This window comes from Mesorhizobium sp. M1406 (genome assembly GCF_040317555.1).
In the GTDB taxonomy this organism is placed as follows: domain Bacteria; phylum Pseudomonadota; class Alphaproteobacteria; order Rhizobiales; family Rhizobiaceae; genus Mesorhizobium.
This window is the reverse complement of sequence record NZ_JAMYKW010000015.1, coordinates 107,619-131,095: the sequence shown is the minus strand read 5'-3', so window position 1 is coordinate 131,095 and position 23,477 is coordinate 107,619. Positions and strand designations below refer to the sequence as shown.

Annotated in this window: 25 protein-coding genes and 1 pseudogene; 22 read left to right on the top strand and 4 right to left on the bottom strand. The window is 61.1% G+C overall.

The genetic code is table 11. The features are described from left to right. Positions 1–244 precede the first annotated feature (244 nt). The 3 genes and pseudogenes from NKH03_RS15665 (at position 245) to NKH03_RS15660 (ending at position 1,692) form a co-directional block, all read left to right on the top strand. On the top strand, positions 245–766 hold the full coding sequence (locus NKH03_RS15665; protein ID WP_352877735.1) for a single-stranded DNA-binding protein: 522 nt from the start codon (positions 245–247) through the stop codon (positions 764–766). Positions 767–809: 43 nt separating this feature from the next. After that, a pseudogene (locus NKH03_RS35030) lies at positions 810–956 on the top strand (DUF2306 domain-containing protein); the annotation flags it as partial. Between the two features lie 310 nt (positions 957–1,266). Further along, positions 1,267–1,692: an OsmC family protein gene (locus NKH03_RS15660; RefSeq protein WP_352969080.1), complete on the top strand. Its 426-nt coding sequence runs from the start codon at positions 1,267–1,269 to the stop codon at positions 1,690–1,692. Positions 1,693–1,721: 29 nt separating this feature from the next. On the opposite strand, the gene NKH03_RS15655 is transcribed toward NKH03_RS15660, so the two are convergent. Both NKH03_RS15655 and NKH03_RS15650 read right to left on the bottom strand, forming a co-directional pair. After that, positions 1,722–2,351 (bottom strand): MarC family protein, encoded by a 630-nt coding sequence (locus NKH03_RS15655; protein WP_352871735.1) that lies wholly within the window; start codon positions 2,349–2,351, stop codon positions 1,722–1,724. A 147-nt stretch (positions 2,352–2,498) separates the two neighbouring features. Continuing rightward, positions 2,499–3,032: a hypothetical protein gene (locus tag NKH03_RS15650; protein WP_352969078.1), complete on the bottom strand. Its 534-nt coding sequence runs from the start codon at positions 3,030–3,032 to the stop codon at positions 2,499–2,501. An 85-nt stretch (positions 3,033–3,117) separates the two neighbouring features. On the opposite strand from NKH03_RS15650, the gene NKH03_RS15645 reads away from it, so the two are divergent. Further along, positions 3,118–3,960, top strand: a complete 843-nt coding sequence (locus NKH03_RS15645) for a helix-turn-helix transcriptional regulator (RefSeq protein ID WP_352969076.1) — start codon at positions 3,118–3,120, stop codon at positions 3,958–3,960. Between the two features lie 254 nt (positions 3,961–4,214). Next, positions 4,215–7,019: a DNA gyrase subunit A gene (gene gyrA, locus NKH03_RS15640; RefSeq protein WP_352877723.1), complete on the top strand. Its 2,805-nt coding sequence runs from the start codon at positions 4,215–4,217 to the stop codon at positions 7,017–7,019. A gap of 68 nt (positions 7,020–7,087) precedes the next feature. On the opposite strand, the gene NKH03_RS15635 is transcribed toward gyrA, so the two are convergent. After that, positions 7,088–7,240: a hypothetical protein gene (locus tag NKH03_RS15635; RefSeq protein WP_352871743.1), complete on the bottom strand. Its 153-nt coding sequence runs from the start codon at positions 7,238–7,240 to the stop codon at positions 7,088–7,090. 298 nt (positions 7,241–7,538) lie between these two features. Here NKH03_RS15635 and coaD point away from each other — a divergent pair, with 298 nt between their 5' ends. The 8 genes from coaD (at position 7,539) to NKH03_RS15595 (ending at position 12,572) form a co-directional block, all read left to right on the top strand. Next, positions 7,539–8,039, top strand: coding sequence for a pantetheine-phosphate adenylyltransferase (gene coaD, locus NKH03_RS15630; protein WP_352871745.1), 501 nt, complete (start codon positions 7,539–7,541; stop codon positions 8,037–8,039). Between the two features lie 109 nt (positions 8,040–8,148). Next, on the top strand, positions 8,149–8,643 hold the full coding sequence (locus NKH03_RS15625; protein ID WP_352969084.1) for a peptidylprolyl isomerase: 495 nt from the start codon (positions 8,149–8,151) through the stop codon (positions 8,641–8,643). 40 nt (positions 8,644–8,683) lie between these two features. Beyond that, positions 8,684–9,196, top strand: a complete 513-nt coding sequence (locus NKH03_RS15620) for a peptidylprolyl isomerase (RefSeq protein ID WP_352969074.1) — start codon at positions 8,684–8,686, stop codon at positions 9,194–9,196. A 12-nt stretch (positions 9,197–9,208) separates the two neighbouring features. Next, the gene (locus NKH03_RS15615; protein WP_352969072.1) at positions 9,209–9,658 is read left to right on the top strand and encodes a DMT family transporter; all 450 of its coding nucleotides are present in this window, start codon (positions 9,209–9,211) and stop codon (positions 9,656–9,658) included. Then, positions 9,658–10,743, top strand: coding sequence for a tRNA preQ1(34) S-adenosylmethionine ribosyltransferase-isomerase QueA (queA, locus tag NKH03_RS15610; protein WP_352969070.1), 1,086 nt, complete (start codon positions 9,658–9,660; stop codon positions 10,741–10,743). The genes NKH03_RS15615 and queA overlap by 1 nt, the downstream gene beginning before the upstream one ends. After that, positions 10,736–11,005: a hypothetical protein gene (locus NKH03_RS15605; protein WP_352877716.1), complete on the top strand. Its 270-nt coding sequence runs from the start codon at positions 10,736–10,738 to the stop codon at positions 11,003–11,005. Before queA ends, NKH03_RS15605 begins: the two co-directional genes overlap by 8 nt. Further along, positions 10,998–12,128, top strand: a complete 1,131-nt coding sequence (tgt, locus tag NKH03_RS15600; protein ID WP_352969068.1) for a tRNA guanosine(34) transglycosylase Tgt — start codon at positions 10,998–11,000, stop codon at positions 12,126–12,128. Before NKH03_RS15605 ends, tgt begins: the two co-directional genes overlap by 8 nt. A 138-nt stretch (positions 12,129–12,266) precedes the next feature. Beyond that, positions 12,267–12,572, top strand: coding sequence for a hypothetical protein (locus NKH03_RS15595; protein ID WP_352871755.1), 306 nt, complete (start codon positions 12,267–12,269; stop codon positions 12,570–12,572). 472 nt (positions 12,573–13,044) lie between these two features. Here the strand turns inward: NKH03_RS15595 and NKH03_RS15590 are convergent, their stop codons facing one another. Further along, the gene (locus NKH03_RS15590; protein ID WP_352969066.1) at positions 13,045–13,464 is read right to left on the bottom strand and encodes a DUF4864 domain-containing protein; all 420 of its coding nucleotides are present in this window, start codon (positions 13,462–13,464) and stop codon (positions 13,045–13,047) included. 302 nt (positions 13,465–13,766) lie between these two features. On the opposite strand from NKH03_RS15590, the gene NKH03_RS15585 reads away from it, so the two are divergent. From NKH03_RS15585 to NKH03_RS15545, 9 genes are all read left to right on the top strand, one after another. Further along, a complete protein-coding gene (locus tag NKH03_RS15585) occupies positions 13,767–14,003 on the top strand; it encodes an Lrp/AsnC family transcriptional regulator (RefSeq protein ID WP_010909609.1) in 237 nt (78 codons plus the stop codon). 170 nt (positions 14,004–14,173) lie between these two features. After that, entirely contained in the window at positions 14,174–15,586 is a 1,413-nt protein-coding gene (locus tag NKH03_RS15580) for a circularly permuted type 2 ATP-grasp protein (protein WP_352969064.1), read from the top strand. A gap of 153 nt (positions 15,587–15,739) precedes the next feature. Beyond that, positions 15,740–16,681, top strand: a complete 942-nt coding sequence (locus NKH03_RS15575; RefSeq protein WP_352871761.1) for an alpha-E domain-containing protein — start codon at positions 15,740–15,742, stop codon at positions 16,679–16,681. Positions 16,682–16,731: 50 nt separating this feature from the next. Continuing rightward, positions 16,732–17,526 carry a transglutaminase family protein gene (locus NKH03_RS15570; protein WP_352969062.1) on the top strand — a complete coding sequence of 265 codons (795 nt, stop codon included), beginning with the start codon at positions 16,732–16,734 and terminating at the stop codon, positions 17,524–17,526. A 32-nt stretch (positions 17,527–17,558) separates the two neighbouring features. After that, positions 17,559–18,290 carry a proteasome-type protease gene (locus NKH03_RS15565; protein ID WP_352871764.1) on the top strand — a complete coding sequence of 244 codons (732 nt, stop codon included), beginning with the start codon at positions 17,559–17,561 and terminating at the stop codon, positions 18,288–18,290. Positions 18,291–18,390: 100 nt separating this feature from the next. Further along, on the top strand, positions 18,391–19,803 hold the full coding sequence (locus NKH03_RS15560) for a pyridoxal phosphate-dependent decarboxylase family protein (protein WP_352969060.1): 1,413 nt from the start codon (positions 18,391–18,393) through the stop codon (positions 19,801–19,803). 127 nt (positions 19,804–19,930) lie between these two features. After that, positions 19,931–20,698 (top strand): DeoR/GlpR family DNA-binding transcription regulator, encoded by a 768-nt coding sequence (locus NKH03_RS15555; RefSeq protein WP_352871767.1) that lies wholly within the window; start codon positions 19,931–19,933, stop codon positions 20,696–20,698. Between the two features lie 125 nt (positions 20,699–20,823). Beyond that, positions 20,824–22,350, top strand: a complete 1,527-nt coding sequence (glpD, locus tag NKH03_RS15550) for a glycerol-3-phosphate dehydrogenase (RefSeq protein WP_352969058.1) — start codon at positions 20,824–20,826, stop codon at positions 22,348–22,350. Positions 22,351–22,392: 42 nt separating this feature from the next. Then, positions 22,393–23,472: an ABC transporter ATP-binding protein gene (locus NKH03_RS15545; RefSeq protein WP_352969056.1), complete on the top strand. Its 1,080-nt coding sequence runs from the start codon at positions 22,393–22,395 to the stop codon at positions 23,470–23,472. Positions 23,473–23,477 lie beyond the last annotated feature (5 nt).

The window sequence follows — 23,477 nt, the reverse complement described above, 5'->3', positions numbered from 1 at the left end:
CAAAGCATCCTTCAAAGAATCAGATGCTCTCGACAGATTCAGCTCCTAAACCCCTTGTCACGCGTTAACTCACCCGATTGCCCTGCCGGCGATGCTGCCATTCCTTGACAATAAGCGGCAGTGCGGATAAGAACGAAAAGGGAACAAAAACCTTGTGGGAAAAGCCAGCCTTAGCAGGCGGCCGACGCCCGCAGCCTGTAAGGTGCTGCGACAAAAATTGGTTTTGGATGAGCGGAGAAATATCATGGCGGGTAGCGTCAACAAGGTCATTCTGGTCGGTAATCTCGGTGCGGACCCTGAAATCCGCCGCCTGAACTCGGGCGAGCCGGTCGTCAACATCCGCATCGCGACGTCGGAAAGCTGGCGCGACAAGAATTCCGGCGAGCGCAAGGAAAAAACCGAGTGGCACAACGTCGTCATCTTCAATGAGGGCATCGCCAAGGTGGCGGAGCAGTATCTGAAGAAGGGCATGAAGGTCTATGTCGAGGGCCAGCTGCAGACGCGCAAATGGCAGGACCAGACCGGCGCCGACAAGTACACGACGGAAGTCGTGCTGCAGAAATTCCGGGGCGAGCTGCAGATGCTCGACGCACGCGGACAGGGTGAGGGCGGCCAGATCGGAGGCAATGCCGGTGGCAGCAGCCGTGGTTCCGATTTCGGCCAGTCCAGCCCGAGCGAAGGCTTCAATCGCGGCGGCGGCGGTGGTGCCAAGAGTGGCGGCGGTGGCGGTTCGTCGCGCGAACTGGACGACGAAATCCCGTTCTGAGGACAATCGATCGTATTGAGGGGCAGTCACCGGAGAGGGGACAATGTCGCAGGACCCGCTGCTTGCCGCACCCTCTCCTATACCCTGGCATGCCTTTGCGGCCTTCGCCGCACTGGCGATAGGGCCAACGCAGTTGGCATTGCCGAAGGGAACGCCGAGCCATCGCATCGCGGGCTATGTGTGGGCCGCGCTGATGCTGGTCATCGCCGACTCGAGTTTCTGGATTCATCAGATCCGGCTCATCGGCCCCTCAGTCCGATCCATTTCCTGTCGATCCTGGTGCTGGTCACCGTGCCGCTGTGGCATGCTCACAATCACTGCATCGCCAGGATCGCAAGGCGATGATCGCGCTGTATGTCTTTGCATTGGCCGGCGCCGGCATCTTCACGCTGTTGCCGGGCAGGGTCGTGCACGACGTCGTCTTTGGCGTCGCGCGAGCCGGGCCGTGATCCTCTTCGGTTTTAGAGGCGGATGACCGCAAAATTGGAAGGAAATGTCAGGTGAAAGCACGCGTAAAGTGGGTCGAGGAGCGCACCTTCGTCGGTGAGTCCGGCAGTGGCCACAAGGTCGTGTTCGGAACCGCGCCCGGACCGGAAGGCAAGACGCCAGGCCCGAGCCCGATGGAACTGGTGCTGATCGGGACCGGCGGCTGTTCGGCCTATGATGTCGTCCATATTCTCGAAAAGGGCCGCGAAGCGGTCGAGGATTGCGTGGTCGAGCTCGACGCCGACCGGGCCGAAACCGAGCCAAAAGTGTTCACGCGCATCCACATGCATTTCGTGGTCAAGGGCCGGGCACTGTCCAGCGACAAGGTCAAGCGGGCAATCGACCTTTCGATCGAAAAATATTGCTCGGCTTCGGCGATGCTGGCCAAGACCGCTGCGATCACTCACGACTTCGAAGTGATCGATACGGCGGTGAAGTAGGCAGTAGGCAGAGGCAGTAGAACTGCCGTTCACCCCGCCATCAGCGCCTTGATGCCGTCGGCGACGAACTGCACGGCCAGTGCCGCCAGGATGACGCCGAGCAGCCGGGTCAGGATCGAGCGCCCGGTCTGGCCGAGGATGCGGTCGATGCGTTCCGACAGCACGAACACCAGATAGGTGATGGCGAGGCAGACGAAGATGATGCCGACCAGGGCCGCCTGCGCGGCAAATCCCTGAAAGGAACCGGAGAGCAGCACCGTCGCCGAGATCGCGCCGGGACCGGCGATCAGCGGGATCGCCAGCGGGAAGGCGGCGATGTTGTGGATCATGTCCTTGGTGATGGCGACGTCGCCGATCTTCTCCTTGCGGTCCTGCCGGCGCTCGAACACCATTTCGAAGGCGATGAAGAACAGCAGGAAGCCACCGGCGACGCGGAAGGCCGGCAATGTGATGCCGAACACCGACAGGATCGAGGCGCCGGCAACCGCGAACAGCGCCATCACCAGGAAGCCGATGATCGAGGCGCGGACGGACACCTGCTGGCGCTCGTCGCGGTTCATGCCTCGTGTCACGGCGAGGAACAGCGGCGCCAGCCCGGGCGGATCGATGGTCACGAGAATGGTGACGAAGGCGTTGAACAGGCTGTCGAAGCTCGGCATCTCTGACCCCTCCCGCCGGGCAGGGCCCGTACCATGGCATTGGTAGAGCAAAGCCCGGTTGGTGGGAACAGTTTCGGGCATTCAACTTTTGAAAGCATGAGCGCGAAGGTTCGCGAGGCTTTCATTTCGAGCGGCTGCATTCCTCGATCATCGAACCGCCCGCTGTGCCAGGAACTCGACTTCCAGCCGCCATGTCGCGCCATTATCGTGCGAACGCTCGCCGAGCCAGCGGAAGGAATTTTCGGTGATGCGCGAAAAACTCCAGCGCACCGAGGACCCGGTGCCATCGGCGCCGACTTGCACGATCGTGTCGCCCTCGGCGCGGCCGAGCTGGCGGCTGAAATACTGGTTGCGCGGATCACTCCAGAAGATGTGCCAGGCATCCGCGCCGGGATCATAGACACGCAGTGTCGTGCCGTAGAAGGTCCAGGTGCCGAGCGAGGGCGAGGGGCCGGCATCACGCGCGGGCAGGATCCAGACGTCCTGGATCGCCCGGCCTTCCAGCACCCAGCCGAAATGCACCTCGCCACGCCCGGTCAGCACCGTGCCGTCCTCGAGATGGCGCGAGGCATCGAACATCCAGGCGCCGACGAATCGGCCGTAAAGGCTCAGTTTTTCGGCAAGCCCTTCTGCTGGTCCGGAACTGTGCAAGGCTTCGGCAAAGGAGGATTGGTCGAACATGGTTCAGCTCTCTTCTTGTCAGGAGACCGGGAAGGGTAGGCGGTGACAGGGTTCTGGGCTTGGGAAAAATTGCTATATTTCGGCCATGACAGCGACAATGCATACGCTTGCATCCGGCCCCGGCTGGCACGTGACGGATGTGATCTGCACGGCCGGCGCCGGCGACCGGCCGTTCGAGGAAGCACATCAGGATTTCTGCGTCGCCGCCGTCACCAACGGCACATTCCGCTACCGCGCGCAACAGGGCACGGCGATGCTGGCGCCCGGCGCCCTCCTGCTCGGCAATCCCGGCACATGTTACGAATGCGGGCATGAACATGGCAGCGGCGACCGTTGCCTGTCGTTTCATTTCGGGCCGTCCTACATGGAACGGATCGTGGCTGACGTGCCGGGCGCCAGGACGCTGGCCTTTGAGGCGCCACGCCTGCCACCTTTGCCGGCCTTGGCGTCCTTGCTCGCCGAGGCGGAAACCGCTCGCGAGACGGCCGACATCGACGCCTTCGAAGAACTCGGGCTGCGCATTGCGGGTGCCGCCGTGGCAACGGTCTCGAGCCCGACGCATGTCAGGCGCGCGCCGAGCCGTCGCGACCAGAAGCGGGTTGCCGAGGCCGTGCGGCGGATAGAGCTGGATGCCGACGGGCCAGTCCCGCTTTCAGCTCTTGCGGATGAAACTGCGACCAGTCCGTATCATTTCCTGCGCATCTTCCGGCAGGTCGCGGGCATGACCCCCTATCAATTCCTGCTCAAGACGCGGCTGCACAGGGCAGCGGTGCGACTGCACATGTCGGATGAGGCGGTCTCGGCGATCGCCTTCGAGGCCGGCTTCAACGATCTGTCGACATTCAACCGCCGGTTTCGGCGTATCATGGGCGAAACGCCGGGCCAATATCGCGCCCGCCGTGGCGCGATGGGCGTTCGCGTCGCGTGAATCGGTTCAGGTGCTCGCAAGGGCGGCAACAGGGTCCGATCCATCGCACTCGCGGCTTTCGTTCAGGGAAAAACGTCCATTACGGGCTTTTGCGTCGAAGGCGGCGAAACCGCCTTGGCCATATCGTCGCAATCAGTGGTATCCTTTTGAAATTACCATCAAAAATGACACTGGAAAAGTGCCTGGCATGTTGGAGTTTCAGCCTTGCTTCCTATATAAGCACCGAGTGATTCCTGATTAGATTGTGATCCGATTTGACCGACCAGAAAACACCGCGCGGCGCCGACGGCGGCCCCACCGGCATCGAGCCGATATCCATCGTCGAAGAGATGCAGCGCTCCTATCTTGATTACGCCATGAGCGTGATCGTCAGCCGTGCGCTGCCCGACGTGCGCGACGGCCTGAAGCCGGTGCATCGCCGCATTCTCTTCGCCGCCCATGAGAGCGGCTACCACTGGAACCGCAAATATGTGAAATCGGCGCGTCCGGTCGCCGACGTGATGGGTAAATACCATCCGCATGGCGACGCTTCCATCTATGACGCCTTGGTGCGCATGGCGCAGGACTGGTCGCTGCGCGTGCCGCTGATCGACGGACAGGGCAATTTCGGCTCCATCGACGGCGATCCGCCGGCGGCGATGCGCTACACGGAAGCGCGGCTGACCAAGGTCGCGCACGAGCTCTTGGAGGATATCGACAAGGATACCGTCGATTTCCAAGACACTTATGATGCGTCGGGCAGTGAACCCAAGGTTTTGCCGGCACGGTTCCCCAACCTTCTGGTCAATGGCTCGGGCGGCATCGCCGTTGGCATGGCGACCAACATCCCGCCGCACAATCTCAGCGAAATCTGCAACGGCGCGATCGCCCTCATCGACAATCCGGCGATCGACCTGCCTGCGCTGATGGAGATCATTCCGGGACCGGATTTCCCGACCGGCGGAATAGTGCTTGGCCGTTCCGGCATCTACAGTGCCTATTCGACCGGCCGCGGCTCAATCGTCATGCGCGGCAAGGTCAACATCGAACAGCGCGGCAATGACCGCGAGTCGATCATCATCACCGAAGTTCCCTATCAGGTGAACAAATCATCGATGATCGAGAAGATGGCCGAGCTGGTGCGCGACAAGCGCATCGAGGGCATTTCCGACATCCGCGACGAGAGCGACCGCCAGGGCTACCGCGTCGTCATCGAGCTGAAGCGCGACGCAGTCGCCGACGTCATCCTCAATCAGCTTTATCGCTTTACACCGCTACAGACCTCTTTCGGCGCCAATATGGTGGCGCTGAACGGCGGCAAGCCGGAGGTGATGAACCTGACCGACATGCTGAAGGCGTTCGTCGCCTTCCGCGAGGAGGTGATCACCCGGCGGACGAAATTCCTGCTGCGCAAGGCGCGCGACCGTGCCCATGTGCTGGTCGGTCTCGCCATAGCCGTCGCCAACATCGACGAGGTCATCAAGCTGATCCGCACCGCGCCGGATCCGCAGACGGCGCGCGAGCAGTTGATGGAGCGGCGCTGGCCATCCGGCGATGTCGAATCGCTGATCCTGTTGATCGACGATCCGCGCCATCGCATCAACGAGGACGGCACCTACAACCTGTCCGAGGAGCAGGCGCGCGCCATCCTCGAACTGCGCCTGCAGCGCCTGACCGCGCTCGGCCGCGACGAAATCGCCGACGAGTTGAACACGATCGGCGCCGAAATCATTGATTATCTGGACATTTTGTCTTCCCGTGCGCGTGTCCAGCAGATCGTCAAGGACGAGCTTGCCGCCGTGCGCGACGAGTTCGGCACGCCGCGCCGCACCGAGCTCTCCGAAGGCGGTTCGGACATGGAAGACGAGGACCTGATCCAGCGCGAGGACATGGTCGTGACGGTGAGCCATTCCGGCTACATCAAGCGCGTGCCGCTGTCGCTCTACCGGGCGCAGCGCCGCGGCGGCAAGGGCCGCTCCGGCATGTCGACCAAGGAAGAGGATTTCGTTACCCGGCTGTTCGTGGCCAACACGCATACGCCAGTGCTGTTCTTCTCCTCGCGCGGCATCGTCTACAAGGAAAAGGTCTGGCGGCTGCCGATCGGCAATCCGCAGTCACGCGGCAAGGCGCTGATCAACATGCTGCCGCTGGAGCAGGGCGAGCGCATCACCACCATCATGCCGCTGCCCGAGGACGAGACCAGCTGGGGCGAGCTCGACGTGATGTTCGCCACCACGCGCGGCACCGTGCGCCGCAACAAGCTGTCCGACTTCGTACAGGTCAACCGCAACGGCAAGATCGCCATGAAGCTGGAGGAAGAAGGCGACGAAATCCTCGGCGTCGAGACCTGCACCGACAATGACGACGTGCTCCTGACCGCCAGTTCAGGTCAGTGCATCCGCTTCTCGGTCGGCGACGTACGCGTCTTCCAGAGCCGCAATTCTGTCGGCGTGCGCGGCATAACCATGGCCGAGACCGACCGCATCATCTCGATGTCGGTGATCGAGAATGTCGATGCGCCGCCAGCCGAGCGCGCGGCCTATCTCAAGCGGGCGGCGGCCGAACGGCGGCTTGCCGCCGGGATCGCTGCCGGCGAAGAGGAAGAGATCGCGCTGACCAATGAAGAGGTCGGCGAGGAGACGGAGCTTTCCGACGAACGCTACGAGTTCCTCAAGGCACATGAGCAGTACGTGCTGACGGTGACCGAATATGGCTACGGCAAGCGCTCGTCGTCCTACGATTTTCGCCTGACCGGGCGCGGCGGCAAGGGCATTCGCGCCACCGACGTGTCGAAGGTGGCCGAGATCGGCCGGCTGGTGGCGACGTTCCCGGTCGGCAATGACGACCAGATCATGCTGGTGTCGGATGGCGGCACTGTCATCCGGGTGCCGGTCAACGGCATCCGTTTCGCCAGCCGCGCCACCAAGGGCGTGACCATCTTCAACACGGCTGAAGGTGAAAAGGTGGTTTCGGTCGAGCGGATCTCGGAACCGCAATCGGACGAAGAAAGCGAAGAGACAGTCGAGGGCGGTGCTGAAGCCGCTCCGGCGGCTGACGCCGGTCCGGAGGGTGCGGAGTAAGCACGGCATCCAGGTTTTGACATAGCAACGCCGGCCATCAGCCGGCGCGGCGGCAGGTTCAGACTGACTTAGTAGTGACTATAGGGCTTGCGGGGGCCGAAGCCTTCGAAGCGCTTGGTGTTGGCCTTGGCGCGAATGCGTTGTGCCTCCTGATGCAGCCCAAATACGGTGGCGATCAGCATGGCGACGGTCATTGCGGTGGCGAGCATGTAGATCAGCATGTGCGTGTTCTCCTGCGCCTAACAACGGATAGATGGGATTTTGGTTTCATCTTATTAAGCTGCAACCTAGTGAACGCTGCGTGAAGGCTTCGTGATTAGCGTGTTCATCTGTCGTTCATGCGCCGGAAAAGGTTCACGGCCGGCACCCCGATCGGATTTGCCTTTGCGAGAGAGGCTCGCTAGAGCCTGTTCCATCTTGATGGACGGAAGATGGAACAGGCTCTAGCTTTCATTTGAGCATGATCTTTTCCAAAAACCGGTTTCCACTTTTTGGGATCATGCATTAGAAGCACCTGCCATGACTGAACGCATCGCCCTCTATGCCGGCTCCTTCGACCCGCTGACCAACGGCCATCTCGACGTGCTGAAGGCGTCGCTGGCCGTGGCCGACATCGTTTATGCGGCGATCGGCATCCACCCAGGCAAACAGCCGCTGTTTTCCTTCGAGGAGCGGGTGCAATTGATCGAGATCGCTACGAAAGCGGAATTCGGGCGTGAAGGTGCCCGCATCAAGGTCGTCGCCTTCGACGGTCTGGTCATCGACGCGGCCAGGAAGCAAGGCGCCTCGATCATGATCCGCGGCCTGCGCGACGGCACCGACCTCGACTACGAGATGCAGATGGCCGGCATGAACGAGACCATGGCGCCTGAACTGCAGACGGTTTTTCTGCCCGCCAGCCCCTCCGTGCGCACCATTACCGCCACACTTGTCCGCCAGATTGCCTCGATGGGAGGCGACATCCGCCCCTTCGTGCCGGCGGCGGTTGCCGGTGCGCTCACCGCCAAATTCGCAAAATAAGTTCTCGGAGAAAACCATGCAGCTGAAAAAGCTCGCCTCGTTCCTCGTCGTGCTTGCCGGTCTTGTGACCGCATCGGTCTCGGCTTTTGCCGCCGACCCGGAAAACACCATGATCATCACGCTGAAGGACGGCGACGTCACCATTGCGCTGAGGCCCGACCTCGCACCCAAGCATGTCGCCCAGATCAAGACGCTGGTGCGCCAGGGCGCCTATGACAATGTCGCCTTCCACCGCGTCATCGACGGCTTCATGGCACAGACCGGCGACGTCAAGTTCGGCAACATGAAGAAGGGTTTCAGCGCCGAGGCCGTCGGCACCGGCGGTTCCGATCTGCCCGACCTGCCGGCTGAATTCTCGCAGACCGAACGCTATAAGCGCGGCGTGGTCGGCATGGCCCGCTCGCAGGACCCCAACTCCGCCAATTCGCAGTTCTTCATCATGTTCGCGCCGGCGCCGCCGCTCGATGGCCAGTACACCATCGTCGGCAATGTCGTCAGCGGCATGGAGTTGGTGGATCACATCAAGAAGGGCGACCAGGCGGACAACGGCACGGTCACCGATCCTGATCGGATGATCAAAGTGCGCATCGCCGCAGACAAGTAAAGTTGTCAAATAACTCTGTTTTCTCAAAAGGATATCTGACATGGCCGAAATCAAGGACCGCGAGAACGCGCTCATCATGGAAACGACCAAGGGCAAGGTGGTCATAGAACTTTTCCCCGACCTGGCGCCCGGCCATGTCGCCCGCATCAAGGAACTGGCCCGCGAAGGCGCCTATGACGGCGTGATTTTCCACCGCGTCATCGAGGGCTTCATGGCGCAGACCGGCGACGTCAAGTTCGGCAATTCCAGCAAGCCCACATTTGCGCCGTCCCGGGCTGGCATGGGTGGCTCGGAAAAGCCGGACCTGAAGGCCGAATTCTCCAACGCCAACCATGCCCGCGGCACCTGCTCGATGGCCCGTTCGCAGAATCCGAACTCGGCCAATTCACAGTTCTTCATCTGCTTCGACGATGCCGCCTTCCTCAACCGCCAGTACACGGTCTGGGGCCAGGTCATCGAAGGCATGGACAATGTCGACAAGATCAAGCGCGGCGAGCCGGTGCAGGATCCCGACAAGATCGTGTCGCTGAAGGTCGCGGCCGACGTCAAGTAAGGGTAAACGACAATGATGGGCGTCGTGTGGTCGCTTCTCGGCATCCTGTCCGGCGCTTTCATTGCCATTCAGGCACCGATCAATTCGCAATTGGCGCGCGATCTCGGGCTTCCGGTCGCGGCGGCGGCGTTTTCGTTCCTGTCGGGCGCGATCGTGCTGGGCGTCATCTCCGTCGCGGTGGTGAAACTGCAGGGCGTCTCGCTCGACTGGAAAGCGCCGGCGCCCTGGCTGTTCGTCGCGGGCGGAATGCTCGGCGGCTTCTATGTGACGCTGTCGACGATCCTGACACCACGCATCGGCGCCGCCGCGCTGATGGCGTTTCTGGTGGCCGGCCAGTTGCTGGCCGGCATGCTCATCGACCGCGTCGGCTTCCTCGGCGTCGCGGTGCGTGAAATCTCGCTCGGCCGCGTTGCCGGCGCGGTGCTGCTGCTGGCCGGAGCGCTGCTCGTCCGGCTCTACTGATGCGCGTCGACCTCTTTGATTTCGATTTGCCGGAGGAGTGCATCGCGCTTCGTCCGGCGGAGCCGCGCGACAGCGCCAAGATGCTGGTGATCAAACCGGGCGAAGGGCTCGACGACCGCAGGGTTGGCGACCTGCCATCCTTGCTCAGGGCCGGTGACGTGCTGGTGTTCAACGACACCAAGGTCATTCCGGCGCAGCTCAAAGGCTTCAGGCGGCGCGGCGAGGCACAGGCTCAGGTCGAGGCCACGCTGCATATGCGCATGGCACCGGACCGTTGGCTGGCCTTCATCCGGCCGGGCAAGCGCATTGCCGCCGGGGATCGCATTCATTTCGGCCATGACGGCAATTCCTGTTTCCTTGGCCAGCTTGACGCAACCGTGATCGAGAAAGGCGAGGGCGGCGAGGCGCTGCTTGGCTTCGACCTGTCGGGGCCTTTCCTCGACGAGGCACTGCAGGCGGTCGGCCACATTCCGCTGCCGCCCTATATCGCCTCGAAGCGCGACGACGACGAACGCGACCGGGCCGACTACCAGACCATCTATGCCCGCGAGGAAGGCGCCGTCGCGGCACCGACAGCGGGCCTGCATTTCACGCCGGAGCTTTTTGCAGCGCTTGACGCCAAGGGCATCGAACGCCGCTTCGTCACCTTGCATGTGGGCGCCGGTACGTTCCTGCCGGTGAAGGCGGACGACACCGCCGACCACAAGATGCACGCCGAGACCGGTTCGGTCAGCGCAGAGACCGCGGACGCGCTCAATGCGGCGAAGGCGAGGGGCGGTCGCATCGTCACCGTCGGTACGACGTCGCTGCGCCTGCTGGAGAGTGCTGTGCACGAGGACGGCACCCTGGTTGCCTGGTCCGGCCCGACCGACATCTTCATCACGCCCGGCTATCGCTTTCGCACCGCCGACATGCTGATGACCAATTTCCATCTGCCGCGCTCGACGCTGTTCATGCTGGTGTCAGCCTTCAGCGGCCTCGAGACGATGCGTGCGGCCTATGCGCATGCGATCGAGAACCGCTACAGATTCTATTCCTATGGCGACTCAAACCTGCTTTATCGAGCGGAGACGAGCGATGGATGATGATCTCAAGAACCTGGACCGCGATGCCCTGATCGCGGAGGTGAAAAAACTGCGCGCCGGTATTCGCCAGCATCGCGATGCCACCGGCCACGATCTGTGCTGGCATCACCCCGATCTGTGGGATCTCTTGCCGGAGAAGACCGAACCGGCGATCGCCGTGCCGCCTTGGCCAAAATTCATGCGCGGCTGCATCCACTACCGCCAGTCGCTCGACAAGCAGGCTCCGGACGCCCCGGTCCATGACAAGGAATTCAATGGCTAAGCCGTTCAGCTTCAAGGTTCTGGCGACTGACGGCAAGGCGCGGCACGGCGTGATCGACATGCCGCGCGGTGCAATCCGCACGCCGGCCTTCATGCCGGTCGGCACCGGCGGCACCGTCAAGACCATGTACATGGACCAGGTGCGCGGCGTCGGCGCCGACATCATCCTGGGCAACACCTACCATCTGATGCTGCGGCCCGGCGCCGAGCGCGTGGCGCGGCTCGGCGGCTTGCACGAGTTCGCCCGCTGGCCTTATCCGATCTTGACCGACAGCGGCGGTTTTCAGGTGATGTCGCTGTCGAAGCTGAGAAAGCTGACCGAAAAAGGCGTCACCTTCCGCTCGCATATCGACGGCGCCGCCTATGAGATGTCACCGGAGCGCTCGATCGAGATCCAGGGCTTGCTCGATTCCGACATCCAGATGCAGCTCGACGAATGCACGGCGTTGCCGGCCGGGATGAAGGAGATCGAGCGGGCCATGGAACTGTCGCTGCGCTGGGCCGAGCGCTGCAAGACTGCGTTCGGCGATCAGCCAGGCAAGGCGATGTTCGGCATCGTGCAAGGTGGCGACAACGCGGCACTGCGGGTGCGGTCGGCGCAGGCGTTGAGCGCGCTGGAGCTGAAAGGCTACGCCGTCGGCGGCCTGGCCGTCGGCGAGCCGCAAGCGGTGATGCTCGAGATGCTCGACATCACCTGTCCGGAACTGCCTGATGACAAGCCGCGCTACCTCATGGGCGTCGGCACGCCCGACGATATCCTGAAATCGGTGGCGCGCGGCATCGACATGTTCGATTGCGTGATGCCGACGCGGGCCGGCCGGCATGGCCTCGCCTATACCAGGCGCGGCAAGGTCAATCTGCGCAACGCCCGCCATGCCGATGATCCGCGCCCGCTCGACGAGGAAAGCGACTGCCCGGCCGCGCGGGACTATTCACGCGCCTATCTGCACCATCTCGTGCGCTCGCAGGAGGCGCTCGGCGCCATGCTTCTGACCTGGAACAATCTATCGTATTATCAAAGGCTTATGCAGGAGATTCGTGCCGCTATCGAGGCCGGCTCCTTCGAGACGCGCGGCGCGGAAATGTCCGAGGGCTGGGCGAGGGGCGATATTCCGGCCCTTTGAAACTGCATTGGCTATGGAAGGCAGTCCTCTGGTCATCCAGCGGCCTCCAAAGCTATGGAGGTGGCGACAACTCCCTTGAATCGTGTAAGCTCCTTGCCGATCTAAGTTTGGCGACGGATGACCTTCTAAGGAATCCAAATGAAAGTTTACGCCATGTCAGCCAATCAAAAAATAAAAACTGCAATCTCAAAAGTGGTCAGAGATAGAATTCACAGCGGCAAAATCCTCGACGTCGTGGTAAACCCCGAAACAAACACGGATGGGGAACGTGTGATTTATGTCTACGTCATATTTGATAATGAGAAGAATCAGATCGATGCGAAAGAGACGATTGGGATAACGCGTCACGTCCGTGATAGCTTGTCCAAGCTTGGTGAGGATAGCTTTCCAGTTTTTTACTATGTCGCAAAATCAGAAGCGGGAAATATAGCTGAAGCCAAGTGATCTCCTTAGCACTGCGAAGCTCTTGGCTACGGCCGGGAAAGGCAAGCCGTCTCAGGTTAATCTGCGACGTTCGGCCAGTAGCACGTATTATGCAATGTTTCACTGCCTGGCTCGCACATGTGCGGATCTTTTGATAGGTGGCAGTGGTTCAGCGCGAAGCAAGCATGCTTGGGTAGAGGTTTATCGCTCGTTGGCGCATGGCACAGCAAAAAGCGCCTGCGAAGACAATAGAACCATGTCGAAATTTCCAGCCTCGATCGAGGATTTTGCAAACAAATTTGTGGAAATGCAGAGGAAGAGGCACGAGGCTGACTATAATCCTTTAACGAAATTTTACAGATCGGATGTTCTTGCGGATATACAAAGTGTCGAGATTGTTATAGCTGCCTTTGGATTGTCTCCTATTGTGGACAGAAGAGCGTTTGCTTCTTGGGTCATTTTTAAGAATATGAAAAAGAACTGAATCTGGATCTCAGGTGCTCAGCGAATTCGAGGCGCGCAGGCTGCAGCCGGTGATCTGGAACGTGCCGTCGGGCTGTTGCTGCAACGTGTAAACAGCTTCGTAGTCCTTGCCATCTGGCCCGACGATCAGCACCTGCTGGACGATCGAACCCGGAGCCGTCTCCTCGACCTTGCCGAAGGAATAGGTCCGCGGCTTGCGCACCGGCGGGTAACCGTTGGTTACCATGTTCATGAAGGCGTCGACGGTCGGGAAAATCCGTTTCACATTCGGGGCGGCGAAGCTGTAGGCGGTGGCGCCGTCATTGGCGATGAGGGCCTTTAACTGGCCCTCGATGACAGACTGCCCTGCCTTGATTTCGGCGTCGCCGGCGAACGCCGACGAGACCAGGATGAATGGACCGAACGGGAATGCGAGAAACATGCGGCGCATGGCCTGTCTCCGTTGCCCTCGAAAAGCTGCCTCTCCAGAAAGCCGTTCAGGAGATATCCTAACATACGTGCGACGGTGCTTCACGGTTTCAGCAATGAGGAATATTCATCCCCGCGGTGCTCAAGCCTCTTTCAACGGTGAGCGCCTGTTGGTGCTCCGTGGCAAGCTCCTCCAGCGCTGCATGCCAATGATGCGGCGTAGATCGAGGCCGGGCCGGTTGAGCACAAATTCCAGCGCTTGAAAGCCCGCCTCCAGTCTGCCAGAAGGGCCGCTTGGACTTGGACGTTTAGCGGGACGAAGCCATGAAGGCGTTTTTCGTGCAGATCAAATGCGAACTCGGCAAATCCTATGAGGTTGCCAGTGCGCTTGCCGATGCCGAGATCGCCTCGGAAATCTACTCCACCGCCGGCAACTACGATCTGCTCGCCAAATTCTATGTCGACGACGAGGAAGATGTCGGCCATTTCGTCAACGAGAAGGTGCAGATTCTCCCCGGCATCAAGGACACGTTCACAGTGGTCACGTTCCGCGCTTTCTAGCTGGAAACCCGCTTGCCCGGACACGAGGCAAAGCCTGATTACTGTTATATTTCGGCTGCCTCAATTTTAGGCAGGCGCAACATACTGATCGCCCGTATCTCGCAAATCACCGATTGCGCTTGATTTTCTCCGGCGACGCCAGTGAAATGGCGTCACAGGGGAGTATGCGATTGGCAGCGTTCGATGAAATGCTTCCGGAAGTCTCCGGATTGAGAAGACCGTATTCGGCTTATGATCGCTGGCTGAAAGAGCAGGATCCGGCCAGGCTTACCGAGAAGATGCAGGACGCCGAACGCGTCTTCCGCAAGACCGGCATCACTTTCGCCGTCTATGGCGAGCAGGAAGCCTCCGAGCGGCTGATCCCGTTCGATATCGTTCCCCGCATCATTTCGGGCAATGAGTGGCGGCGCCTCACGCAAGGCATCGAGCAGCGCGTGCAGGCGCTGAACGCCTTCCTCGATGACATCTACCACCGCCAGGAAATCCTGCGCGCCGGGCGCATCCCCCGGGAATTGATCGCCAAAAACGAGGCATTCCTGCCGGAAATGATCGGGGTCAGGCCGCCGGCCGGCGTCTACACCCACATTATCGGCGTCGACATCGTCCGCATCTCAGAGGACGAATTCTACGTGCTGGAGGACAATGCGCGCACGCCGTCGGGCGTCTCCTACATGCTGGAGAACCGCGAGACGATGATGCAGCTGTTCCCCGAGCTGTTCCAGAAAATCAAGGTGCGGCCTGTGGAGAACTACCCGCAGCTTCTGCGCCAGTCGCTGGCGGCAGTGCGGCCGCAGAGCACCAAGGGCGCGCCGACAATTGCCGTGCTGACGCCAGGCAGCTTCAACTCCGCCTATTTCGAACACGCCTTCCTGGCCGACCAGATGGGCGTGCAGCTGGTCGAAGGCCAGGATCTGCGGGTCGTCGACGGTCATGTCGCGATGCGCACGACCGAAGGCTACAAGCAGATCGATGTGCTGTACCGCCGCGTCGACGATTCGTTCCTCGACCCGCTGACCTTCCGGCCCGACTCTACACTTGGCATACCCGGCATCATGGATGTCTACCGTGCCGGCAACATCACCATCGCCAATGCGCCGGGCACCGGTATCGCCGACGACAAGGCGATCTATTCCTACATGCCCGAGATCATCGAGTTCTACACCGGCCGCAAGGCAATCCTCGGCAACATCCCGACCTGGCGCTGCTCGGAGCCGGATAGCCTGAAATATGTGCTCGAGCACATCGACGAGCTGGTGATCAAGGAAGTGCATGGTTCCGGCGGCTACGGCATGCTAGTCGGGCCGGCGGCGACCAAGAAAGAATGCGAGACGTTTGCCAAGAAACTGGCGGCCAAACCCTCCAATTACATCGCCCAGCCAACACTGGCGCTGTCGACATGCCCCATCCTTACGGAAAAGGGGCTGGCGCCGCGCCACGTCGACCTCAGACCCTATGTGCTGGTCTCCGACCGCATCCAGATCGTCCCCGGCGGGCTGACCCGTGTCGCGCTGAAGGAAGGCTCGCTGGTCGTCAATTCCTCGCAAGGCGGCGGGACGAAGGATACGTGGGTGCTGGATGATTAGTGCAGTGAATAGTGAATAGTGAATAGTGAATAGTGAATGGTAGAATGGTCAATGGTCAGATGCCTGGATGCAAGGGGACGGCGTATATGAGGTTCTACCTGTGTCGATCCACTATTCACCATTCACCATTCACCATTCACCGGCTCGCCTGACATGCTTCTCGGCCGCACCGCCAACGGGCTTTACTGGATGAACCGCTACATAGAGCGGGCCGAGAATATGGCTCGGCTGGTCGATGCCGGTCTGCGCATGGCGCTGACCCGCACCCAGAGCGCGTCGGAAGAGTGGAATTCGGTGCTGCTCAGCGCCGGCTCCGACGTCACCTTCAGCCAGAAATACTCTGACTATACCGCCGCGAACGTTGCCGACTTCCTGCTGCGCGACACGTCGAACCCGTCGAGCACGATGGCGGCGATCGAGACGGCCCGCAACAATGCCCGCATGGTGCGCACGGCGCTGACGCGCGAGACATGGGAGAGCATCAACGAAGCCTGGATGTCGCTGAAGCGGATGCTGGCAAGGCCGATCGACGAGCGCGACCTGCCCAGCGTGCTCGACGCTATCAAGCGCGAGACGGCGCTGATCCGCGGCTCGTTCTATGGCACCATGCTGCGCAACGAGATCTTCGATTTCTCGCAGCTTGGCACCTATGTCGAGCGCGCCGACAACACGGCGCGCATCCTCGACGTGAAATACTATGTGCTCTTGCCGTCGATCTCCTGGGTCGGCTCGACGCTCGACAACTACCAGTGGGAATCGATCCTGCGCTCGGTGTCGGCGCATCGCTCCTATCGCTGGGTCTACGACGCCGACTACAAGCCGACCAACATTGCCGACTATCTGATCCTCAATGTCCGCATGCCGCGTTCGCTGACCTTCTGCTATCGCTTCCTGTCGGAGCATCTGAAGTTCCTCGGCGACGATTACGGCGAACGCCATGCCTGCCACGCAACGGCCGAGAAGACGCAGACAATGTTGAGAGCCGGGTCGATCAAGGATATTTTCGATGCCGGCCTGCATGAATTCCTGGCCAATTTCATTCGCGACAACACCAAGCTCGGCGACGAGATCGCGCAGGACTACCGGTTCAATTGAGCATGACTCCGAAGTGGGACAAGATCATGCTCACAAACGGGACATAGCGCATGCGGCTGAAGATCACCCACCGGACCGAATACCGCTACGATGCGCCGGTGCACTATCTGTTGCAGCGGCTGCGGCTGCTTCCGGTCAGCGGATCGACGCAGACCGTTCTGTCCTGGGCTCTGACCATCGAAGGCGCGCGCGAAGAGGTTCGCTTTGTCGACCATTTCGGCAACGACACCAGACTGTTGAGCGTCGAGGGCGAGCGCGACTTCATCACGGTGGAAGCATCGGGCGAAGTGGTGACGCGCGACACCGCGGGCGTTTCGGGGCCACACCAGGGTTTTACGCCGCTCTGGCTGTACAGCCATGAAACGCCATTGACGGCGATCGGCGGCGGTGTTCGCGAACTCGCCGCATCGGTCGGCAAGGGCACCGACATCGAAAGGCTGCACCGGCTGATGGCCGTCATCGGCGAGCGCGTCGCCTACACGCCCGGCACCACCAATGCAACGACGCCTGCGGAGGAAGCCTTGGCGCTCAAGACCGGTGTCTGCCAGGATCACACCCACATCTTTGCCGCCGCGGCGCGCGCCATGGGCTTTCCGGCCCGCTATGTCAGCGGCTATCTGATGCTGGACGCGACGGTCGAGCAGGCCGCAAGCCATGCCTGGGCTGAAGCGCATGTTTCGGGTCTCGGCTGGGTTGCCTTCGATGCCGCCAATGGCATTTCGCCTGACGAGCGCTATGTGAAGGTGGCAACCGGCCGCGATTACCGCGACGCCACGCCGGTGTCGGGAATTCGGCTGGGACAGGCGGAAGAAGAGCTTGCGGTCACCGTCACGGTGGAGCAGTAATCCTTCGCAAGATTGCCGCCAGAAGAGATTCCATGACTTATTGCGTTGGCCTGAAGATCGATCGCGGGCTCGTGTTCATGTCCGACACGCGCACCAATGCCGGCATGGATTCGATTTCCACCTTCCGCAAGATGCATGTCTGGGAGCAGCCGGGCGAGCGCGTCGTCGTTTTGATGTCGGCCGGCAACCTGGCGACGACGCAGGCCGTGGTCAGCCTGCTTGACGAACGCACCAAGGCAATTGCCGACCGTCACGCCACGCTTCTGGAAACGCCATCGATGTATCAGACGGTGCGGATGGTCGGCGACACGGTCAAGGAAGTCATCGCCAGTTCGTCGCCCGCGGGCGAGAAGGCGGATTCCTACTTCAATGCCTCCTTCATCCTCGGCGGCCAGATCAAGGGCAGCGAGCCGCGCCTGTTCATGATCTATCCCGAAGGCAATTTCATCGAATCGACCGATGACACGCCTTTCTTCCAGATCGGCGAGACCAAATACGGCAAGCCGATCATCATCCGCGCCTATGAAAAGACGATGAGCTTCGCCGAGACGGTGAAACTGCTGCTGGTATCGTTCGATTCGACGTTGAAGTCGAACCTGTCCGTCGGCCTGCCGCTCGACCTGCTCTTCCTGGAGAAGGACGCTTTCAAGGTCGGGTTGAAGAAGCGGATCGCGCATGACGACCAGTATTACCGCACGATCTCGGACGGCTGGTCGAATGCGCTGAAGACGGCTTTTGCCAGCCTGCCGGATTTCCCTGGCTGAGGCGTGCCGCATACGCTGGCGGTTGCATATATTTCACGCGTTAAATAATAAGAGGCCAGCCGCGACGGATGGCGGCGATGGATCATGTCGGGAGGACAGGATGAACAACGATGAGTTCCGGCAATGGTCGCGGCGCGCCGCCGACTGGGGCGCCGACTACCGCAGCACGCTGCGCGAGCAGCCAGTGCGGCCACTGGTCGAGCCCGGCGACATCTTTAGAAGCATAGGGGCGTCACCACCCGAAGACGCCGAACCGATGGACCAAATCTTCGCCGACTTCGAAGAGAAGATTTTGCCGGGGATGACGCATTGGCAGCATCCACGCTTCTTCGCCTATTTCCCGGCCAATGCGGCGCCGGTCTCGGTGGTGGCGGAATATCTGGTTTCGGCGATGGCCGCGCAATGCATGCTTTGGCAGACGTCGCCGGCGGCGACCGAGCTCGAAACGCGTACCGTCGATTGGATGCGCCAGGCGCTCGGTCTGCCCGAAGGGTTCGCCGGGGTGATCCAGGATTCAGCCTCGTCGGCGACACTGGCCGCGGTGCTGACCATGCGCGAACGAGCGCTGGACTGGCAAGGCAACAAACAAGGCCTGGCAGGGCAGGCGCGGCTGCGCATCTATTCCTCCGACCAGGTGCACACCTCCATCGATCGGGCGATCTGGATTTCCGGCATCGGCGAGGACAATCTCGTGCGCATTCCTGTCGGCGGCCGTTTTCGCGCCATGGACACGGCAGCGCTCGAGGCGGCAATCGTCGCCGACCGGGAAGCCGGCATGCTGCCGGCCGGCATCATCGCTTGCGTCGGCGGCACCAGCACCGGCGGCACCGACGACATTGCGGTGGTCGCCGAGGTGGCGCGGCGGCATGGCCTCTATCTTCACGTCGACGCCGCCTGGGCCGGATCGGCGATGATCTGTCCGGAGTATCGGCATTTCTGGGCTGGCGTTGAAGGTGCCGATTCGATCGTCTTCAACCCGCACAAATGGCTGGGCGCGCAGTTCGACTGCTCGATGCAGTTCATCCGCCGGCCGGAGGATCTTGTTCGCACCCTGGCGATCAAGCCTGAATTCCTGAAGACGCACGGTCATGACGGCATCATCAACTATTCCGAATGGTCGGTGCCGCTCGGCCGGCGCTTTCGCGCGCTGAAATTGTGGTTCCTGCTGCGCGCGCATGGGCTGGAAAACCTGCGCACGATGATCCGTAATCATGTCGCCTGGAGCGAAAGGCTTGCCGCGCGGCTGGCAAGGGAGCCGGATTTCGAGATCGTCAGCGAACCGATGCTGTCCCTGTTCTCGTTCCGGCACAAGGCAATAACCGATGCGGAGGCGGACGAGCACAATCTGCGGCTGGTCAATGCGATCAACGATGATGGCCGCATCTACCTGACGCAGACGAGGGTCGATGGGCAGGTCGCAATCCGTTTCCAGGTCGGCCAGTTCGAAGCGACCGCCGCCGATATCGATATGGCTTTCACCGTCATCATGGAAATAGCGCGCGGTGTGGCCTGATCAGGTCCAGTCGGGATTGCGTTGGCGTTTGCCTTCGCAGTCATATACATTTCGTTAGCCGGCTTATGCCTTTTCATTGGTTTCGTTTTCGACTATAGACAAGAAAAACGAAAACGGGAGGTTGCCTATGTATCTGTCGCCACGCCATGCCGAAATCATCCAGATGGCCAAGGATCATGGTCGGGTGCTGGTCGAGGATCTGGCCACACATTTCAACGTGACGCCGCAGACCATACGCAAGGATCTCAACGACCTGTGCGACCAGAGGCTGCTTTCGCGCATCCATGGCGGCGCTTTGTTCCCGTCCGGCATCGAGAACATGGAGTACGAGGCCAGGCGCAAGATCGCCGCCGACGAGAAGGAAGCGATCGGCCGGGCGGCCGCTAGGCTGATCCCCGACAATGCTTCGCTGTTCATCAACATCGGCACCACGACAGAGTCGGTCAGCAAGGCGCTGCTCGATCACAGCGGCCTCATGGTCATCACCAATAACATCAATGTTGCCAATAGGATGCGGATATATCCGTCGATCGAGGTTGTGATTGCGGGTGGCGTTGTGCGCGGCTCCGATGGCGGCGTCGTCGGTGAAGCGGCGGTCGACTTCATCAGGCAATTCAAGGTCGACTATGCGGTGATCGGCGCCTCGGCGATCGACCATGACGGCGCCTTGCTCGACTTCGATTTCCGCGAGGTCAAAGTGGCGCAGGCGATCATCGCCAATGCAAGGCATGTCATCCTGGTTTCCGATCAGACCAAATTCGAGCGAACCGCACCGGTGCGCATCGGCCACCTGTCGCAGGTCAATACCTTCATCACCGACCGTTGCGACATCCCGTCGGTGCGCAAAATCTGCCAGGAGGCCGAGGTTCAACTGATCGAGACGTCGCTCTCCTAGGCGGTTTCAGCTTGGCACCACACGCTCGTGATATTTCGTTTGACATTCGTTATGATTTCGAAATAATTCCGACACGGTTTCGTAAAGGCCAAAAATGGTGCAATGCGAAATCGCTGGAGGAATTTGTGGAAGCATCTCCGATCCATGACATTTTCGTCATAGGCGGCGGCATCAATGGCTGCGGCATTGCCCGCGATGCTGTCGGGCGTGGCTTTTCCGTCTTCCTCGCCGAGATGAACGACCTCGCCAGCGGAACCTCCTCGGGCTCGACCAAATTGATCCATGGCGGCCTGCGCTACCTCGAATTCTACGAATTCCGCCTGGTGCGCGAGGCGCTGATGGAACGCGAGGTTCTGTGGAAGAACGCGCCGCATATCATCTGGCCGATGCGCTTCGTGCTGCCCTATGCCAAGGGCCTGCGCCCGGCCTGGCTGATCAGGCTCGGTCTCTTTCTCTACGACCATATTGGCGGGCGCAAATTGCTGCCGGCGACCAGGACGCTGGACATGGCTAGGGATCCGGCCGGCAAACCCTTGAAACCATTGTTCAAGAAGGCTTTCGAATATTCGGACGGCTGGGTCAACGATGCGCGGCTGGTGGCGCTGAACGCGCGTGATGCCGCCGATCGCGGCGCGACGGTCCGCACCCGAACGAAAGTGATCGGCGCGCGACGCGAAAACGGGTTGTGGACGATCCGGATCGAGGACCTGCAGACCGGCAAGACCGAAGAGATCAAGGCGCGACTGCTGGTCAATGCCGCCGGACCCTGGGTCGATCATGTGCTTTCCGGCGTCGTCGGCCTCAACGATGTGCACAATGTCCGCCTCGTGCAGGGCAGCCACATCGTCATTGCCAAGAAGTTCGACGATCCGCGTGCCTATTTCTTCCAGAACCGGGATGGCCGCATCATCTTCGCCATTCCCTACGAGGAAGAGTTCACCCTGATCGGCACCACGGACCAGGATTACCCCGGTGATCCGCTTGACGTGAAGATCAGCGACGCCGAGATCGACTACCTCTGCGCCGCGGCAAGCGAATATTTCGCGCAACCAGTCAAGCGCTCGGACATCGTCTGGACCTATTCGGCCGTCCGCCCGCTCTACGATGACGGTGCCTCCAAGGCGCAGGAAGCGACGCGCGACTATGTGCTCAAGGCCGATGGCGGCGAGGGCGCTGCCCCGATCGTCAATGCTTTCGGCGGCAAGATCACCACCTATCGCCGGCTGTCGGAATCGATGCTGGAAAAGATCGAGGGTTTTCTCGGCAAGCGCGGCAAGCCATGGACGGCAAACGCGCCGCTGCCGGGCGGCGATTTCCCGGCCACCGGTTTCGATGCCGAAGTGGCGAAACTAAAAACCGCCTATCCGTTTCTTGACGCGCGCCTGGCTCGCCGGCTGACAAGGCTCTACGGCACCCGCGCAAGGATGCTGCTGGGGCTGGCCAAATCGAATGCTGATCTGGGCCGCAACTTCGGCGCCGATCTTTTTGAGGCCGAGGTGCGCTATCTCGTTCAAAACGAATGGGCTGTCACCGCCGAAGATGTATTGTGGCGGCGGACCAAGCGCGGTCTGCATCTCAGCCGCGAACAGGTGGCGGCGCTCGATGAATTCATGCACGGCATAAGCCGGCGACATGTCGCGGCCGCCGAATGAAGAGGGTTTTGAGCTGATGCGGAAGGCCTGGGAGGAGGCGTCATGCTGGAACTGAGAAACGTCACCAAGACGGTTGGTGCGGCCGAGCATATCCGCGACGTGTCGCTGACGCTCAAGCATGGCTCGCTCAACGTCCTGCTTGGACCCACGCTCTCCGGCAAGACCAGCCTGATGCGGCTGATGGCCGGCCTCGATGTGCCGACCTCCGGTTCGATCTGGTTCGACGGCCAGAATGTCACCGGCGTGCCGGTGCAGAAGCGCAAGATCGCCATGGTCTACCAGCAGTTCATCAACTATCCGGCGATGACCGTCTACGAGAACATCGCCTCGCCGCTCAGGGTGGCCGGCACCGATCAGGCGAAGATCGACAAGGAAGTGCGCAACGCCGCCGCGCTTCTCAAGCTGACACCTTACCTCGACCGCACGCCGCTCAGCCTGTCCGGCGGGCAGCAGCAGCGCACCGCACTGGCGCGCGCCATCGTCAAGAACGCCAGCCTGGTGCTGCTCGACGAGCCGCTCGCCAACCTCGACTACAAATTGCGCGAGGAACTGCGCGCCGAATTGCCTAGGATATTCGCCGCCACCGGCACCATCTTCGTCTATGCCACGACCGAGCCGCACGAAGCGCTGCTGCTCGGCGGCAACACGGCGACACTTTCCGAAGGACGCATCACCCAGTTCGGCCCGACAATCGACGTTTTCCGCAAGCCGGTCGATCTGGTGACGGCCAGGACTTTCGCCGACCCGCCGCTCAACACCATCGTGCTGGCCAAGAAGGGTCCGGACTTTTTGCTCGAAGGCGGCGTCAAGCTGCCGGTGCCTGCCGAACTCGTCGGCATTGCCGATGCGAACTATACGGTTGGCTTCCAGCCGCACCATCTTTCGCTCGAGCGGCCCAATGCGTTGGCCGTGCCGGTGCGGGCGAAGGTCACCATCACCGAGATCACCGGGTCGGAGAGCTTCATCCATCTCGACTTCGCCGACGCGCGCTGGGTCATGCTGACCCACGGTATCCTCGATTTCGAGACTGACGCCGCGATCGACGTGTTCATCGACCCGCGTCACATCATGGTTTTCGACGGGCAAGGCCGCGCCGTAAGCGCACCGAAGCTGGCGGCATAGGAGAG

Excerpts from the sequence above, each read along its gene's own strand:
- NKH03_RS15575 (WP_352871761.1), top strand. The coding sequence starts at position 15,740 with ATGCTTCTCGGCCGCACCGCCAACGGGCTTTACTGGATGAACCGCTAC.
- NKH03_RS15565 (WP_352871764.1), top strand. The coding sequence starts at position 17,559 with ATGACTTATTGCGTTGGCCTGAAGATCGATCGCGGGCTCGTGTTCATG.
- NKH03_RS15560 (WP_352969060.1), top strand. The coding sequence starts at position 18,391 with ATGAACAACGATGAGTTCCGGCAATGGTCGCGGCGCGCCGCCGACTGG.
- NKH03_RS15570 (WP_352969062.1), top strand. The coding sequence starts at position 16,732 with ATGCGGCTGAAGATCACCCACCGGACCGAATACCGCTACGATGCGCCG.
- NKH03_RS15595 (WP_352871755.1), top strand. The coding sequence starts at position 12,267 with ATGAAAGTTTACGCCATGTCAGCCAATCAAAAAATAAAAACTGCAATC.
- NKH03_RS15620 (WP_352969074.1), top strand. The coding sequence starts at position 8,684 with ATGGCCGAAATCAAGGACCGCGAGAACGCGCTCATCATGGAAACGACC.
- coaD (WP_352871745.1), top strand. The coding sequence starts at position 7,539 with ATGACTGAACGCATCGCCCTCTATGCCGGCTCCTTCGACCCGCTGACC.
- NKH03_RS15615 (WP_352969072.1), top strand. The coding sequence starts at position 9,209 with ATGATGGGCGTCGTGTGGTCGCTTCTCGGCATCCTGTCCGGCGCTTTC.
- queA (WP_352969070.1), top strand. The coding sequence starts at position 9,658 with ATGCGCGTCGACCTCTTTGATTTCGATTTGCCGGAGGAGTGCATCGCG.
- NKH03_RS15555 (WP_352871767.1), top strand. The coding sequence starts at position 19,931 with ATGTATCTGTCGCCACGCCATGCCGAAATCATCCAGATGGCCAAGGAT.
- NKH03_RS15655 (WP_352871735.1), bottom strand. The coding sequence starts at position 2,351 with ATGCCGAGCTTCGACAGCCTGTTCAACGCCTTCGTCACCATTCTCGTG.
- NKH03_RS15635 (WP_352871743.1), bottom strand. The coding sequence starts at position 7,240 with ATGCTGATCTACATGCTCGCCACCGCAATGACCGTCGCCATGCTGATC.
- tgt (WP_352969068.1), top strand. The coding sequence starts at position 10,998 with ATGGCTAAGCCGTTCAGCTTCAAGGTTCTGGCGACTGACGGCAAGGCG.
- NKH03_RS15590 (WP_352969066.1), bottom strand. The coding sequence starts at position 13,464 with ATGCGCCGCATGTTTCTCGCATTCCCGTTCGGTCCATTCATCCTGGTC.
- NKH03_RS15650 (WP_352969078.1), bottom strand. The coding sequence starts at position 3,032 with ATGTTCGACCAATCCTCCTTTGCCGAAGCCTTGCACAGTTCCGGACCA.
- NKH03_RS15665 (WP_352877735.1), top strand. The coding sequence starts at position 245 with ATGGCGGGTAGCGTCAACAAGGTCATTCTGGTCGGTAATCTCGGTGCG.
- NKH03_RS15585 (WP_010909609.1), top strand. The coding sequence starts at position 13,767 with ATGAAGGCGTTTTTCGTGCAGATCAAATGCGAACTCGGCAAATCCTAT.
- NKH03_RS15645 (WP_352969076.1), top strand. The coding sequence starts at position 3,118 with ATGACAGCGACAATGCATACGCTTGCATCCGGCCCCGGCTGGCACGTG.
- NKH03_RS15605 (WP_352877716.1), top strand. The coding sequence starts at position 10,736 with ATGGATGATGATCTCAAGAACCTGGACCGCGATGCCCTGATCGCGGAG.
- NKH03_RS15625 (WP_352969084.1), top strand. The coding sequence starts at position 8,149 with ATGATCATCACGCTGAAGGACGGCGACGTCACCATTGCGCTGAGGCCC.
- NKH03_RS15545 (WP_352969056.1), top strand. The coding sequence starts at position 22,393 with ATGCTGGAACTGAGAAACGTCACCAAGACGGTTGGTGCGGCCGAGCAT.